Source organism: Kitasatospora sp. NPDC053057, from assembly GCF_044546945.1.
Taxonomy (GTDB): Bacteria; Actinomycetota; Actinomycetes; order Streptomycetales; family Streptomycetaceae; genus Kitasatospora.
Genome location: NZ_JBITZP010000019.1, coordinates 42,078 through 56,233, shown reverse-complemented (window position 1 = coordinate 56,233; position 14,156 = coordinate 42,078). Strand labels below are relative to the sequence as shown.

Sequence of the window (14,156 nt, the reverse complement as noted above, 5' to 3'; positions counted from 1 at the left end):
GGGGCGGGTGCGGAACCTTAAGCGGGTCTCAAGGCCAACGGCACCTCTTGACGGGCGAGTTGGTCTAGTCCATTTTTATTGCCCAGGTGCAGGGAGCCCCTGAACCGGCGTCACCGGTCTCGTGCCGGGGCGCCGGTTCGGCACATCCCGGTGTCCGTCCGTGTCCGTCAAGGCCTGCCCGCTCGATTCCCCACCCCTGATCTGTCATGTCCCGGTCGTCCGGCCCCACCCGGACGTGCAACCCCACCGGGCGACGGAACCCCCACACCCAGGAGTCACGCACCCATGCTGCGCTCACGCATTGAAAGGGCCGGAACCCCGGCTCCGGACGGGGCCCGCCGGCGCCGCCCGAAGGGCCTGGCCGTCATCGCGGCCGGCACCACCGCCTCCCTGCTGCTCGGCGCGGGCCTCGCGCTGTCCGGCGGCGGCGCGGCCAGCGCCGCGACCACCAACTCCACCGGCGCTACCGCCACCAGCGGCGGCATCAAGGTCGCCTACTACGACCAGTGGTCGGTGTACGCCAACGCGTACTACCCGAAGACGATCCAGGACACCGGCGTGGCCGGGAAGCTGGACTACCTGATCTACGACTTCGCCAACATCTCCCCGACCGACCTGGGCTGTTTCGAGGCGACCAAGGCCGCCGACACCAACGACAACAACCCCAACGCCGGTGACGGCGCGGCCGACGCGTTCGCCGACTACCAGAAGAGCTTCGGCGCGGACATCTCGGTGGACGGCGTCGGCGACGTCTGGAACCAGCCGATCGCGGGCAACTTCAACCAGCTGAAGAAGCTGAAGGCGAAGAACCCCAACCTCAAGATCCTGCTCTCGATCGGTGGTTGGACCTACTCCAAGTACTTCTCGTCGGCGGCCGCCACGGACGCCTCGCGCAAGCACCTGGTCTCGTCCTGCATCGACATGTTCATCAAGGGCAACCTCCCGTCCGACGCCGGCTACGGCGGCCCGGGCACGGGTGCCGGCATCTTCGACGGCATCGACATCGACTGGGAGTACCCGGGCGGCGGCGGCCACACCGGCAACATCTCCAGCCCGGCCGACAAGCAGAACTTCACCCTGCTGCTGCAGGAGTTCCGCAACCAGCTGGACGCCCAGGGCAAGGCCGACAACAAGACCTACGCCCTCTCGGCGGCGGTCGGCGCCGGCCAGGACAAGATCATGAACGTCGAGACCGACAAGATCGGTCAGTACCTGACCTTCCTCGACGTCATGACCTATGACATGCACGGCGGTTGGGACCCTCAGGGGCCGACCAACCACCAGGCCCCGCTGTACTCCGGCCCGAACGACCCGTCGACCCCGGCCAAGCCGGGCAACGGCAAGTACTCGATCGACAACGCCATCAAGGCGTGGACGGTCGGCGACGCCCAGTACGGCATCCCCGGCGGCTTCCCGGCCAACAAGATCAACATGGGTGTGCCGTTCTACTACCGCGGCTGGACCGGCGTCCAGAACAACGGCAGGAACGGCCTCTTCCAGCCCGCCACCGCCCCGGCCGCCGGCGCCGCGATGTCCGGCAACGTCGCGGGCATCCAGATGTACAAGGAGCTGGCCGGCTTCGTCGACAACCCGTCCAAGACCTTCTGGGACGACGACGCCAAGGCGACCTACTTCTACGACGGCAACACCTTCTGGAGCGGTGAGGACGCCCGGTCCATCCAGGCCAAGCTCGACTACGCGCACTGCAACGGCCTCGGCGGCTCCTTCGCCTTCTCGCTGTACGACCTGGGCACCAACACCACCCTGTTCGACAAGATGGTGAGCGCCACCAACGGCTCCGCCGCCGGCTGCCCGGCCCCGCCGACCGGCACCCCGACGCCGACCCAGACCCCGACCGGCACGCCCACCGGCACCCCGACCGGCACGCCCACCGGGACCCCGACCGGCACTCCGACCGGCACTCCGACCCCGCCGGCCACCTGCTCGGCCGCCCCGAGCTGGGACCCGAACGCCACCTACGCGGCCGGCGGCACCAAGGTCTCGTGGAAGGGCCACTACTACACCAACAAGTGGTGGACCAAGGGCGAAGATCCGACCCAGAGCGGCCAGTGGGGCGTCTGGGCCGACAACGGTCCCTGCTGAGCGGCTGACCGCCCGAGGGCCCGACGGACCTCGCGGCACCTGAACGAGCACGGGTCCGGCCCGCCGGGGGAGCATCCCCCCGGCGGGCCGGACCCGTGCGTTCCGCCGTGTCCGGCCGCTACGGCGCCAGGTCGGCCGTGCGCCCGAGCGCGTCCGGCTGGCTCTCCTCGATCCGCCGCAGCATCCGGGCCAGCAGGCCGGACAACGCGGCGCGCTCCTCGCCCGCGAGGTCCTGCAGCAGCTCCTCCTCGAACACCGCCGCCATCCGCATCGACTCCAGCCACTTGTCGCGGCCGTTCTCGGTCAGCTCGATGATCACCCGCACCCGGTTGGACTCGTCCCGCTCCCGGGTGACCAGGTCCTCGGCCACCATCCGGTCGATCCGGTGGGTCATCGCGGCCGGGGTGAGCCCCAGCCGCTTGGCCAGCTCGCCCGGCCCCAGCCGGTACGGGCTGCCGCTCACCACCAGCGCCTTGAGCACCTCCCACTCGGCGGAGGTGATTCCGAGCACGGTCAGCTGCCGGTCGTACGCCACGCCCATCCGCCGGGAGACCCGGTTGAGGGTCTGCACGATCGTCTCGACCTGAGGGTCGACAGTGGGGAACTCCCGCTGGTACAGGGCCACTTGCTCGGCGATGCCGAACTCCAGCGGAGTGGCCCGCGGAGGCTTGTCGGCAGCCGGCGACGGCTTGTCCGTAGTCATGCGGACCAGTGTCGCACGGGCGTGCACTCCTTAAGCCTTTGACTCCGCAGCCTTCCGGTGCTAAGACTTTATCTCGTCACAGTTTAGGTCTGAAATCTTCTGGGCTTAAGAGTTCCAGTCGAAACCAGGAAGGGATGTGCACGGTGACCGGCACGGTGAAGCAGCAGAGGCAGCAGCGTGGAGCGGGCGGCCCGCTGCGCCGCGTCCAGATCGGCAACGCGCTCAGTGCTTTCGGCAGCGGATTCACGATGCCGTACATGTTCGTGTACGTGGACCAGGTGCGCGGGCTGGGCTCGCTGGCGGCGGGGATGGTGTTCACCGTCTTCGCGCTGGCGGCGCTCGCCGTCCTCCCGTTCACCGGGCGCGGCATCGACCGGTACGGTCCCCGTCCGGTGCTGCTGGCGGGCGCGGGCCTGGCCGCCACCGGCGCGTTCGCCTTCGGTCACGCCACCGGTACGCCGGCCCTGCTGGTCTCCTCGTTCCTGTTCGGCGCGGGTGTCACCACCTGCCAGCCGGCGCTCGCCACGATGATCGTCCGCTGCTCGACGGCGGCGACCCGCTCGCACGCCTTCGCGCTGCAGTTCACCCTGGTCAACCTGGGCATGGGCATCGGCGCGCTGGTCGGCGGGCAGATCGTGAACATCGCCGACCCGGCCAGTCTCACCCGGCTGTTCACCATCGAGGCGGCCACCTTCCTCGGCCTGGCCCTGGTCACCGGCACCGCCCACGTTTCCAATGGTTACGGCCCGATGGCCCAGCTGAGCGTCGTCCAGGAGAAGAACGACGGCCCGACCGGCCTGCGCGCCCTGTTCGCCGACAAGGCGATGGTGCGGCTCAGCGTCCTCGCCGGGCTGATCTTCTTCACCTGCTACGGCCAGTTCGAGTCCGGCGTCGCGGCCTTCGCCACCGACACCGTCGGCACCGCGCCCTCCACCCTGGGCTTCGCGATCGGTGCCAACGCGGTGACCATCGTGGTGCTGCAGATGTTCATGGTGCGGATCACCGCGCGCCGCCGCCGCACCACCGCGATGGCCGCGGCCGGCGTGGTCTGGCTCGGTGCCTGGGCGATGGCCCTGGTGGCCGGCCTGATCCGGACCGAGACCATGGCTGCCACGGTCGCCATCGTCTCGATCTACGCCCTCTTCGGCGTCGGCGAGTCGCTGCTGGCGCCCACCATGGGCCCGATGGTCGCGGACCTCGCCCCGGCCCGGCTGCTCGGCACCTACAACGCCGGGTACGCACTGGTGAAGCAGATCGCGATCGCGGTCGGCCCGGCCGTAGGCGTGCTGCTGGTCGGCTCCGGCACCTGGCCGCTCTACCTCGCCGCCATGGCGGGCTCGACGCTGCTGATCGTCCTGCTGGCGCTGCGGCTGCGCCCGTACCTCACGGCGGAGCAGGACAACGCGGCCCCGGCAGTGGTCCGCACCGCGGCCCCGGTCCGGGAGCTGCAGACCGCCGCGTGACGGTGCCCGTAACGGTGTTCGAGACGGGCGTCGGCCAGGTCACCTGGTCGGCGCCCGTTGCGCTTGGCTTCCCGGGCACCGCCACATAATGTCAGTGGCTGTTGACCGCCCCGGCCCCGGCTCGGGCAGCAGACCCGGGCCCGGTACAGCACCCGCGGGCCCCGCAGACAGGCGAATCGGCAGGCTATGACGCAAGCGGCGCTCACGCACCCCCCGGCGGCCCCGGCCACCGCCGAACCGGACCCGGCCCCGGCCCCGCGCGGGCTGCTGCGCTGGGCCGCCGACCGCTCCGGCTGGCTCGGCCCGATCGGCATCGCGATCTTCGCCGGCCTGCTCCGGTTCTGGCACCTCGGCTATCCCAACGCCTTCGTCTTCGACGAGACGTACTACCCCAAGGACGCCTGGTCCCTGCTCCAGCAGGGCTACGAGGGCACCTGGCCCGACCACGCCAACACCGACATCCTGGCCGTCCCGCAGTCCATCCCGCTCAGCTCCGCGCCCGAGTTCATCGCCCACCCGCCGCTCGGCAAATGGGTGATGACGATCGGCGAGCAGCTGTTCGGGCTGCACCCCTTCGGCTGGCGGTTCATGACCGCCCTGCTCGGCACCGTCACCGTGCTGATGCTGGCCCGGATCGGTCGCCGGCTCTTCGGCTCCACGCTGGTCGGCTGCGCCGCCGCCCTGCTGATGTCCGTCGACGGCCTCCAGTTGGTGATGAGCCGGGTCGGTCTGCTGGACGGCATCCAGATGTTCTTCGTGCTCGCCTCCTTCGGCGCCCTGCTGATCGACCGCGACCACGCCCGCGCCCGGCTGGCCCTTGCCGCCGAGGCCGGTGACGACGGCGACACCGTGCGGCTCGGGCTGCGCCCCTGGCGGATCGCCGCCGGGGTGCTCATCGGCGCGGCCTGCGCGGTCAAGTGGAACGGCGCCCCGATCCTCGCCGCCTTCGGCGTCCTGACCGTGCTGTGGGACCAGTCCGGCCGCCGCGGCGCCGGCGCCCGCCACCCCTGGCGCTCCATGCTGCGCCGGGACGCCGTACCCGCCTTCCTCGCCATGGTCGGCTCCGCCCTGGTGGTGTACGTCGGGGCCTGGAGCGGCTGGCTGGCCAGCGGCGCGAACGGCGAGGGCGGCTACGACCGGCACTGGGCGGACGGCCGCGCCGGGCTCTCCCCGGACCACGCCTTCGGCATCCCGCTGCCACAGGTCTCGATGAGCTGGGTGCCCGCGCCGCTGCGCAGCCTGTGGCACTACCACTCGCAGATGTACGACTTCAACACCGGCCTGAGCACCCCGCACACCTACCAGTCCAACCCCTTCGCCTGGCTGGTCGACGGCCGCCCGGTCTCGATGTACTGGGAGCAGATCCCGACCGGGACGCGCGGCTGCACCTCCTCCGGCGGCTGCGCGGCGCAGATCCTGGGCCTGGGCACCCCGTTCCTGTGGTGGGCGGCCTGCTTCGCGCTGGTCTACCTGCTGTGGCGCTGGTTCTTCCGCCGGGACTGGCGCTCGGGCGCCGTGCTGTGCGCGGTGGCCGGGATCTACCTGCCCTGGTTCCAGTACCAGGAGCGGACGATCTTCTCCTTCTACATGGTCGTGCTGGTGCCGTTCCTGTGCCTGGCCGTCGCCCAGATGCTGGGCGCGATCCTCGGCCCGGCGGGCTGCAGCCCCGAGCGCCGCCGGTACGGGGCGATCGGGGCCGGGCTGATCGTGCTCGCGATCGTCGGCTGCTTCGCCTTCTTCTACCCGCTGTACACGGCGGAGGTGATCCCGATGTCGTCCTGGCAGGACCGGATGTGGTTCACCAGCTGGATCTGACGCCGGTGCCGTCGGCGGCGTCCGGCGGGCAGCTGTTGCCGGTCACCCCGGCGCTCGGAGTGGTCACCGCGGCGCTGCTGCTGGCCGCCGTGGCGGTGGCCGGGTGGGGCCTGCTCGGTCACGGGCGGGCGGTGGCGCGGGCCGGGCTGCGGGCGGTCGTCCAGCTCGCGGCCGTCGCCGCGGTGATCTCCTGGGTGGTCGGCTCGCGGTGGTGGTCGGCGCTGTTCGTGCTGCTGATGTTCACCGTCGCGGTGCACACCGCCGGGCGGCGGATGACCCCGGGCCCGGGCTGGGTCTGGGCGGCCGCCCCGATCGGCGCCGGGGTGCTGCCGGTGCTCGCCCTGCTGCTGGGTGTCGGGCTGCTGCCGCCCAGGGGCCTGTCGGTGATCCCGGTCGCCGGGATCCTGATCGGCGGCGCGCTCACCGCCACCTCGCTCGCCGGGCGGCGCGCCCTGGACGAGCTGCGGCAGCGGCGCGGCGAGGTGGAGGCTGCGCTGGCGCTCGGCTTCGACGAGCGGGACGCGCGGTTGGAGATCTGCCGTACGGCGGCCGCGACCTCGCTGGTCCCGGCGCTGGACCAGACCCGGACGGTCGGCCTGGTCACCCTGCCCGGCGCCTTCGTCGGCATGCTGCTCGGCGGCGCCTCGCCGGTCCAGGCGGGGGCGGTGCAGCTGTTCGTGCTGATCGGGTTGCTCGCGGTGGAGTCGGTCGCGATCGTCGTGGTGCTGGAGCTGGTCGGGCGGGGGCTCGTGACGGCCGGGGCGGTCGGCGGCGTCGGGTAGGCTGGGGCGCGTTGAAGGGGAGTAGCCCTCCACCGGACCGTCGACATACTGGCCCCCACGGGCCCGGCGCCCGGGGCACCGCTCGGTTGGCGGCTGCCGGCGAGACCTTCGGCCGCAGTGCTGTGACCGTTTCCAGTGCTGTCGGGCCGAAGCGTCCCCTGACGGACCTGCGGAGGCCGGACGGCCCGACCGAGGGATTCCTCCGATGAGTCTGACCATTGCCGCGTTGACGTTCGGCATCATCTTCCTGGCGGAGCTGCCGGACAAGACCGCGCTGGCCAGCCTGGTGCTCGGCACCAAGTACCGGGCGAGCTACGTCTTCGCGGGCGTCGCCGCCGCCATGCTGCTCCAGGTGGTGCTGGCGCTGGTCGCCGGGCACCTGCTCTCGCTGCTGCCGCACCGTTGGGTGGAGGGCATCACCGGCGTGCTGTTCCTGGTCGGCGCGGCAATGCTGTTGTTCCACGGCGGCGAGGACGAGGACGAGCACGCGGCCAAGGAGCCGTCCTCGAACCGTTTCTGGAAGGTGGCCGGGACCAGCTTCGTCGTCGTCGCGGTCGCCGAGTTCGGCGACCTGACCCAGATCATGACCGCCAACCTGGCCGCCAAGTACGCAGATCCGCTGGCCGTCGGCCTCGGCTCCTGGCTGGCGCTGTGCGCGGTCGGCGGGATCGCCATCGTGGGCGGGCAGAAGCTGCTCAAGCACGTGCCGATGAAGCTGATCATCCGGGTGGCGGCGGCGATCATGGTGGTGCTGGCCGGGGTCAGCATCTTCGGGGCGATCACCGGCTGACGGTGACCCCCCTGCCGGCGGCGGGGCTCAGCAGCCCGGGTCGGCGCTCAGCACGGCCTGGGTCTTGGGGCCGTAGACGCCGTTCTCGCCCTTGATGCGGTTCTCGCGCTGGTATTCCTGCAGCGTCGACCGGGTCCAGTCGTCAAAGGTGCCCGTGACGATCGACTTGTCGACGAATCCGCACGCGGCGTTGACCAGCTGCTGCTGCATCGCCCGGACGTCGGGCCCGCTCATCCCGAGCTGGAGCAGTCGCGGCGTCGGGGTGGGCGTCGGCGTGGGGGTGGGCGTCGGGGTCGGCGTGGGCGTCGGGGTGGGGGTCGGCGTCGCAGAGCGGGTCGGGGTGGGGGTGGGCGTCCTGGTCGGGCTGGGTCTGGCCGAACGGGTCGGGGTGGGGCTCGGTGCGTCGGTGGTCGGCGCCGGGGCACTGGTCGCCGGGGCGGCCAGGGTCGGCGGGTCCACCGGGGCGGGCGCGAGCGTGGTGACGGGCACCGGCTCCGCCTGGTGGGTCGGCTGGGCGGAGGGCGTCACGGCGTACGCGAGGCCCACGGTCAGCGCCAGCAGGCCGGCGCCGACGCCCGCGATCAGCCCCTTGTGCCGGGCGAACGGGCTCCGATCGGCCTGCTCGGCGGCCCGTCGCGCGGCCCGTCCGCCGGCGGCGGCGGAGCCGGGCTCGGGCCCCCCGTTGTCGAACGGGAAGTAGCCGAGGTCGTCCCCGGCGCCGGGCTGGACGGGCGGATGCGGCTGGACCGTGGGGAGAACGGTGGTGGCACCGGCGGCGTACGCGTCCGGCGCGGGGCCGGGGACGGGCGGCAGGACGGTCGTCGCGTAGGCGTCCGCGTCCGGCCCGAGCGGCGGCGTGCCCGGTCTGCCCTGGGGGCCCGGCTGGACCGGCGGCAGGACGGTGGTCGCGAACGGGTCGGCGGCCGGCAGCGGCTCGTCCACGACCTGCCCGGACACCTGGGGCACGTACGGGCGGACCAGCGGCGGGCCCTCCAGGTGGGGGAGGACGGCGGTCTCGTCGAGGCTCCGGTCGGGGAGGCAGCCGCACCCGGTGGAGCGGGCGGTGCCGCACGTCGGGCAGTGCTGGTCCGGCATCGGCCGGTCCTCCTCGGTTCTCGGGTCTCGCGATCGGGCCTGATTATGCAGGACGTCCCGGAGGGTGGACAGGGGCGTCCGTCCCCCGGCGGGGGTGTTGTGCCGGTTGGTGGTGGTTGGGCCCCGGGGAAACCGCCGGAGGGCGCGGGACGGGCCCGGTGCTTACGTTCGGCTCAACCGGGCGGCGCAAACCAGGACATATCTGCCAGCATGGGGAACCGGGAGTGATCATCCACCGGGCGTCCGGTCGTCCGGCCCCGCAACCCCGCGACGCTACGGAGACGCCATGACGGACCCTCCCCCGACCTCCGGCCGGGGCCCGGAGCCCGAGCCCGGCCCGCCGGAGGTCACCGCCCCCAACCTCTGGGTGCCGATCGGCGCCCTGCTGCTGGCGATGCTGCTCGCCGCCCTCGATCAGACCATCGTCTCCACCGCGCTGCCCACCATCGTCAGCGACCTCGGCGGCCTGGACCACCTGTCCTGGGTGGTCACCGCCTACCTGCTGGCCTCCACCGCCGCCACCCCGCTGTGGGGCAAGCTCGGCGACATGTACGGCCGGAAGAGGTTCTTCCAGGCCTCCATCGTGATCTTCCTGATCGGCTCGGTGCTCTGCGGACTCGCCCAGAACATGGGCGAGTTGATCGCCTTCCGGGCCCTCCAGGGCCTGGGGGGCGGTGGCCTGATGGTGCTCTCCCAGGCGATCGTCGGCGACCTCGTCGCGCCCCGGGACCGTGGCAAGTACCAGGGCGTCTTCGGCGCCGTCTTCGGCGTCACCAGCGTGCTCGGACCGCTGCTCGGCGGCCTGTTCGTCGACCACCTCAGCTGGCGCTGGGTCTTCTACGTCAACCTGCCGATCGGCGTGGTCGCCCTGGTGGTGATCGCCGCCGTGCTGCACGGGCTGGAGGTCCGGCGCGACCACCGGATCGACTACCTGGGCACCACGCTGATCGCCGCCGTCGCCACCTGCCTGGTGCTGATGACCTCGCTCGGCGGCACCACCTGGGCCTGGAGCTCCTGGCAGATCGTGGGCCTCGGAGTGCTCGGGCTGGTGCTGCTGCTCGCCTTCGTCGAGGTGGAGCGGACGGCCGTCGAACCCGTCCTGCCGCTGCGGCTGTTCCGCTCGCGGACCTTCAGCCTGGTCGCGGTGATCTCCTTCGTGGTCGGGTTCGCGATGTTCGGCGCGCTCACCTACCTGCCGACCTTCCTCCAGGTCGTCCAGCAGGTCTCGCCCACCATGTCCGGCATCCACATGCTGCCGATGGTGCTCGGCATGCTGCTCACGTCGATCGGCTCCGGCCAGGTCGTCGCCCGCACCGGCCGCTACCGGATCTTCCCGATCGCCGGGACGGCCGTCACCACGATCGGACTGCTGCTGCTCTCCCGGCTGGACGAACACAGCGGCACCGGTGAGATGAGCCTCTACTTCCTGGTCTTCGGACTCGGGCTGGGCCTGGTGATGCAGGTGCTGGTGCTGATCGTGCAGAACTCGGTCGGCTACCAGGACCTCGGCGTGGCCACCGCCGGCGCCACCTTCTTCCGCTCCATCGGCGCCTCCTTCGGCGTCTCCATCTTCGGCACGATCTTCGCCGCCGGCCTGCGCTCCCGGCTCGCCGACGCCCTGGCCGGCCAGCCGCTGCCGCCGGGCTTCCGGGCGGAGCAGATCGGCGCCGACCCCCGGCTGATCACCCGGTTGCCCGCCGCCGCCCAGGCCGGGGTCCACCACGCGTACGCCGAGTCGATCACCCGGGTGTTCCTGTACGCGGTGCCCGTCGCGGTGGTCGCCTTCGTCCTGTCGCTGTTCCTGCGGGAGCAGAAGCTGCGCTCCACGGTGACCGCGCCCGACCTGAGCGAGTCCATCGGGATCAACCCGGTCGAGCGGTCCTCCCTGGACGAGATCGCCCGTGCCCTGTCCGTGCTGAGCACCCGCGAGGCCCGGCGCGACCTGTTCCGGCGGATCACCGCCACCGCCGGACTCGACCTGCTGCCCGCCTCCAGCTGGCTGCTCCTCCAGATGCACCACCACGGCTCGGTGGAACCCGCCGAACTCGCCGAGCGGCGGATCGTGCCGATCGCGGTCGTCGAGGCGGCCGCCCGCGAGGTGGAGGGCCGGGGCCTCGCCGCCCGCACCGGCGGCCTGCCCCTGCGCCTCACCGAGCCCGGCGAGGAGGCCGCGCTGCGCCTGGTCGACGCCCGGCGCACCCAGCTGGCGGAACTGCTGGGCGACTGGGACGAGCAGCAGTACGACGACCTCGCCGAACTCCTCACCCGACTCAGCACCGCCCTCTGCGCCGGCCGGCGCGACCGCCCCGACCCACCCCTCGGCCCCCAGCCGCCGTACTACGGCGAAGGCCGGTCGTTCTAGGCAGTTGCCTACGGAGTGCCGAACCAACGAGGGGTGTCGAGCCGGAAGGGGTCCCCGGGGGCGAGCTGCCGCAGGCCGTCCTCGATCCGGCGGAGCTGCTCCTCACCGAGGGTTTCCGACCACTCCGCGCGCAGCTCGTCGAAGATCCGCGCCGAGCGCACCAGGCAGTCCACACCCCGGTCGGTGAGCCGGACCACCTTGCGGCGGGCGTCGGCCGGGTCGCTGCCGCGCTCGACGTAGCCGAGCTGCTCCAGGTTATCGACGGTCTTGCCCGCCGCCTGCTTGGAGACGCCGAGCCGACGGCCGAGCTCGACAGCGGTGGTGCCCTGCGGGCCGATCGCCTGGAAGACGAAGCCGTACATCGGCCGCAGATCCGGGTGCCCCTCGCGGGCGATGCGCTCGTGCAGCTCGTCGATGATCGTCCGGAAGGCGAGCAGCAGGCGCAGCGGCAGCTCGAAGCCGGGCGGGGCGGGGTCACTTGACACAATAGACAACCTCATTGACCATATAGGCAACGTCATTGTCCATCTTAAGGGGTTCCTCCGCCATGCCCGTGATCCGCTCCGCCGACGCCCGTCGCATCGAGACCCCGAACGCCGTCATGACCACCCTCGCCTCGCCCACCCAGGGCGCGACCGCCCTCGCCCAGTGGCGGGTCGAGATGCCCGCCGACCGGCAGGGCCCGCTGCATGCCATGGACACCGAGCAGATCTGGACCCTCCTCACCGGCTCGGCCACCGTCTCCCTGGCCGGCGAGACCCTGACCGTCGGCGCGGGCGACACCCTCGTCCTCCCCGCCGACGTCCCCCGCCGACTGGCCACCGCCGAAGGCTTCACCGCCCTCGTCGCCTCCCCCTCCCCGTCCCACGCCTACAACCCCGACGCCCGCACCCCCGCCGACGCCTGCGCCCTCGCCCCGCGCGACGCCGAGCGCCTCCTTCCGCCGTGGATCGCCTGAGCCGCGGCGCGTGAGGTGTAGGAGACTGCTAGGCGGCAACCGAGCCGGCGGCCGCGCCGTACGCGGGGCCCCGGCGGATCAGTGAGGAGCGGCATGTCCGTCGTCAAGATCAACGGACTGACGGTGCCCGCCGAGCAGCGCGAGGTGCTGGAGCAGCGCTTCGCCTCGCGGGCCGGCGCGGTGGAGAACTCCGACGGCTTCGAGTGGTTCGAACTGCTGCGCCCGCAACAGGTTCGCTGATGTACCTCTGAGGGGGGTCACCACCAAGGTCCACCTGAGTGCGGACGGCCGCTGCCGCCCGCTGTCCCTGATCATCACACCAGGGCAGCGGGCGGACTGCACGCAGTTCGAGCCGGTGCTGGAGAAGCTACGTGTCCCGCGGATCGGGCCGGGCAGGCCCCGCAAGAAGCCCGACAGTCTGGCCGCCGACAAGGCGTACAGCAACGGGCCGTGCCGCGACTACCTGCGCAGACGCGGCATTCGGCACACGATCCCGGAGAAGACCGACAGCCAGGCCGCCCGCCTGCGCAAGGGATCGCGCGGAGGGCGGCCACCGGCATTCGACCTGGAGCGGTACAAGAACCGGAACACGGTCGAACGGGCCATCGACAAGCTCAAGCACGCCAGAGCAGTCGCAACCCGATACGACAAACGCGGATACGTCTACCTCGGGACCGTCACCGCAGCCGCCCTCGTCATCTGGCTCCGCACATGATCGACCGGACAAGTCCTAGGCGTGCGCCGTGGCCCGGCATGGAAGCTCCCGGTCGGGCGCGGGCGGCAGCCCGATCCGAGCCAGGTCGGTGCGTTCGGCGTCGGGCGCATCGAAGGACTTCGCGTGCTTGGCCGCATCGACGGAACCGGGTCCGTGGATGGTGAGTTCGAAGTCCTGGTGCGCCTTGGCGTCCGGCGCGAACGGCAGGCGGATCCGCCCGTCCGCGACCAGACGGCGCACCTCGGCCCGGCTCAGGCCGAGACCGAGCTGGAGCAGCCGCTCCACCCGGACCGGCGCGGGCAGATCGAAACGCACCTGCACCGAGAGCGGGTTCGGGTCGTCGAGCGCGTACAGCGGCATCCGGGTCTCCAGCTCCCACGTCCCGGTCCAGTCGAGCCGGTACCAGTTCTTCGCCGCGAGCGACGCGCTCATCACCAACTCCCGTACCACTGCCGGGTCGTTGATCTCGTACGCCACCAGCCGGGCCGGCTCCAGCGTCGAGACGTGGACGCGCTCGTGGACGGGCACCTTCGAGGTCCGGTCGCACGTCGCGCAGCTCAGCAGCAGCCAGACGTCGAGCAGCTTGCCGTTCCCGTTGACGCGGATCTTCCCAGAGGCGCGGTGCCGCATACCGGGACAGTCCGGGCAGGACCGGACGACGGTGGGCAGGGCGGACTGACGCACGGCCCACAGGGCCTTGCGGTCGGTATTCATGTGTGTTGGGTGCTTTCAGGACTCAGCAGGAGGGCATGCCGAACTCACTCGGCGGCTCCCGCTCTCTGACGGATGCTCACGAGGGGCGCGACCCATCGCCCCGGGGCCGGGTCGTCAGGCTCCGAGGTCGATCGCGCGACAGGTACGTACTACGTGGCAGTCATCAAAAGTCCATGCGGGCGATCATGATCGAGACGGCGGCCCGCGGCAACCGAATTTCCCTGTGCCCTCGGCCAGCGGTCGCGCGCAGCCCCGCCCCGTGGTGGATCACGAGCAGAACGTCCGGTCCCGGGACGACTGCGCGAAGGTGCCGGCAGCGATCGGGGAGCAGGCCGGCGCCCAGGTCACCCGAACACCCGGTGCTGTCCAGGCGTGTCGTCCCGCTCGCGCCAGGAATCCAGTGGCTCGGTGGTGGCCCGCTCCAGCAGCCAGGTCGCCGCCTCCACCAGCCCTCGCGCCGCGTCCACCGGAGTGTCGAACGACGCGCTCATCTCCTCGATGGTGTGCATGCCGCAGTCCACCACATGGTCACAGCGGACCGAGACCGTCGCCTCCAGCGCCCAGCACACCGCCCACGCGCGCTCCCGGTTCAGATCGACGATGAAGGAAACCTCGGGCACCTCCGCACAACCGAAGAGGGCAGCCGCCGCCCCACC

At 71.7% G+C, this 14,156-nt stretch carries 13 protein-coding genes and 1 pseudogene; 9 read left to right on the top strand and 5 right to left on the bottom strand.

Annotated elements, in window-relative coordinates; all coding sequences use genetic code 11:
• Positions 1–285 precede the first annotated feature (285 nt).
• Complete coding sequence (locus ACIG5E_RS20970) at positions 286–2,103, top strand: glycosyl hydrolase family 18 protein (RefSeq protein WP_396535391.1); 1,818 nt, start codon at positions 286–288, stop codon at positions 2,101–2,103.
• Between the two features lie 118 nt (positions 2,104–2,221).
• Here the strand turns inward: ACIG5E_RS20970 and ACIG5E_RS20965 are convergent, their stop codons facing one another.
• Entirely contained in the window at positions 2,222–2,806 is a 585-nt protein-coding gene (locus ACIG5E_RS20965; protein WP_396236175.1) for a MarR family winged helix-turn-helix transcriptional regulator, read from the bottom strand.
• Between the two features lie 143 nt (positions 2,807–2,949).
• Between ACIG5E_RS20965 and ACIG5E_RS20960 the strand changes: the two genes are divergently transcribed.
• The 4 genes from ACIG5E_RS20960 to ACIG5E_RS20945 all read left to right on the top strand — a co-directional run bounded on the left by ACIG5E_RS20960 (position 2,950) and on the right by ACIG5E_RS20945 (position 7,656).
• A complete protein-coding gene (locus tag ACIG5E_RS20960) occupies positions 2,950–4,269 on the top strand; it encodes an MFS transporter (RefSeq protein ID WP_396535388.1) in 1,320 nt (439 codons plus the stop codon).
• Positions 4,270–4,455: 186 nt separating this feature from the next.
• Positions 4,456–6,084, top strand: a complete 1,629-nt coding sequence (locus ACIG5E_RS20955) for a dolichyl-phosphate-mannose--protein mannosyltransferase (protein WP_396535386.1) — start codon at positions 4,456–4,458, stop codon at positions 6,082–6,084.
• Positions 6,063–6,866, top strand: a complete 804-nt coding sequence (locus ACIG5E_RS20950; protein WP_396535384.1) for an ABC transporter permease — start codon at positions 6,063–6,065, stop codon at positions 6,864–6,866. Before ACIG5E_RS20955 ends, ACIG5E_RS20950 begins: the two co-directional genes overlap by 22 nt.
• 205 nt (positions 6,867–7,071) lie before the next feature.
• The gene (locus ACIG5E_RS20945; RefSeq protein WP_396535382.1) at positions 7,072–7,656 is read left to right on the top strand and encodes a TMEM165/GDT1 family protein; all 585 of its coding nucleotides are present in this window, start codon (positions 7,072–7,074) and stop codon (positions 7,654–7,656) included.
• A 27-nt stretch (positions 7,657–7,683) separates the two neighbouring features.
• On the opposite strand, the gene ACIG5E_RS20940 is transcribed toward ACIG5E_RS20945, so the two are convergent.
• Positions 7,684–8,751, bottom strand: a complete 1,068-nt coding sequence (locus ACIG5E_RS20940; protein ID WP_396535380.1) for a peptidoglycan-binding protein — start codon at positions 8,749–8,751, stop codon at positions 7,684–7,686.
• Positions 8,752–9,037: 286 nt separating this feature from the next.
• On the opposite strand from ACIG5E_RS20940, the gene ACIG5E_RS20935 reads away from it, so the two are divergent.
• Positions 9,038–11,113 carry an MFS transporter gene (locus ACIG5E_RS20935; protein WP_396535378.1) on the top strand — a complete coding sequence of 692 codons (2,076 nt, stop codon included), beginning with the start codon at positions 9,038–9,040 and terminating at the stop codon, positions 11,111–11,113.
• An 8-nt stretch (positions 11,114–11,121) separates the two neighbouring features.
• Here the strand turns inward: ACIG5E_RS20935 and ACIG5E_RS20930 are convergent, their stop codons facing one another.
• On the bottom strand, positions 11,122–11,613 hold the full coding sequence (locus ACIG5E_RS20930) for a MarR family winged helix-turn-helix transcriptional regulator (protein WP_396535376.1): 492 nt from the start codon (positions 11,611–11,613) through the stop codon (positions 11,122–11,124).
• A gap of 47 nt (positions 11,614–11,660) precedes the next feature.
• Between ACIG5E_RS20930 and ACIG5E_RS20925 the strand changes: the two genes are divergently transcribed.
• The 3 genes and pseudogenes from ACIG5E_RS20925 (at position 11,661) to ACIG5E_RS20915 (ending at position 12,786) form a co-directional block, all read left to right on the top strand.
• On the top strand, positions 11,661–12,071 hold the full coding sequence (locus ACIG5E_RS20925; protein ID WP_396535374.1) for a cupin domain-containing protein: 411 nt from the start codon (positions 11,661–11,663) through the stop codon (positions 12,069–12,071).
• Positions 12,072–12,164: 93 nt separating this feature from the next.
• Positions 12,165–12,296 (top strand): annotated as a pseudogene (locus tag ACIG5E_RS20920) (antibiotic biosynthesis monooxygenase family protein); the annotation flags it as partial.
• Positions 12,297–12,318: 22 nt separating this feature from the next.
• Positions 12,319–12,786, top strand: a complete 468-nt coding sequence (locus tag ACIG5E_RS20915; RefSeq protein WP_396535566.1) for an IS5 family transposase — start codon at positions 12,319–12,321, stop codon at positions 12,784–12,786.
• A gap of 15 nt (positions 12,787–12,801) precedes the next feature.
• Here ACIG5E_RS20915 and ACIG5E_RS20910 read toward each other — a convergent pair whose 3' ends face one another.
• Both ACIG5E_RS20910 and ACIG5E_RS20905 read right to left on the bottom strand, forming a co-directional pair.
• Positions 12,802–13,500: a DUF1062 domain-containing protein gene (locus tag ACIG5E_RS20910; RefSeq protein ID WP_396535372.1), complete on the bottom strand. Its 699-nt coding sequence runs from the start codon at positions 13,498–13,500 to the stop codon at positions 12,802–12,804.
• A gap of 344 nt (positions 13,501–13,844) precedes the next feature.
• Positions 13,845–14,120: a hypothetical protein gene (locus ACIG5E_RS20905; RefSeq protein WP_396535370.1), complete on the bottom strand. Its 276-nt coding sequence runs from the start codon at positions 14,118–14,120 to the stop codon at positions 13,845–13,847.
• Between the last annotated feature and the right edge of the window lie 36 nt (positions 14,121–14,156).

Bases quoted from the DNA above. Each gene is read 5' to 3' on its own strand.
- ACIG5E_RS20970 (WP_396535391.1), top strand. From the start codon at position 286: ATGCTGCGCTCACGCATTGAAAGGGCCGGAACCCCGGCTCCGGACGGG.
- ACIG5E_RS20965 (WP_396236175.1), bottom strand. From the start codon at position 2,806: ATGACTACGGACAAGCCGTCGCCGGCTGCCGACAAGCCTCCGCGGGCC.
- ACIG5E_RS20955 (WP_396535386.1), top strand. From the start codon at position 4,456: ATGACGCAAGCGGCGCTCACGCACCCCCCGGCGGCCCCGGCCACCGCC.
- ACIG5E_RS20945 (WP_396535382.1), top strand. From the start codon at position 7,072: ATGAGTCTGACCATTGCCGCGTTGACGTTCGGCATCATCTTCCTGGCG.
- ACIG5E_RS20940 (WP_396535380.1), bottom strand. From the start codon at position 8,751: ATGCCGGACCAGCACTGCCCGACGTGCGGCACCGCCCGCTCCACCGGG.
- ACIG5E_RS20935 (WP_396535378.1), top strand. From the start codon at position 9,038: ATGACGGACCCTCCCCCGACCTCCGGCCGGGGCCCGGAGCCCGAGCCC.
- ACIG5E_RS20930 (WP_396535376.1), bottom strand. From the start codon at position 11,613: ATGAGGTTGTCTATTGTGTCAAGTGACCCCGCCCCGCCCGGCTTCGAG.
- ACIG5E_RS20925 (WP_396535374.1), top strand. From the start codon at position 11,661: ATGCCCGTGATCCGCTCCGCCGACGCCCGTCGCATCGAGACCCCGAAC.
- ACIG5E_RS20910 (WP_396535372.1), bottom strand. From the start codon at position 13,500: ATGAATACCGACCGCAAGGCCCTGTGGGCCGTGCGTCAGTCCGCCCTG.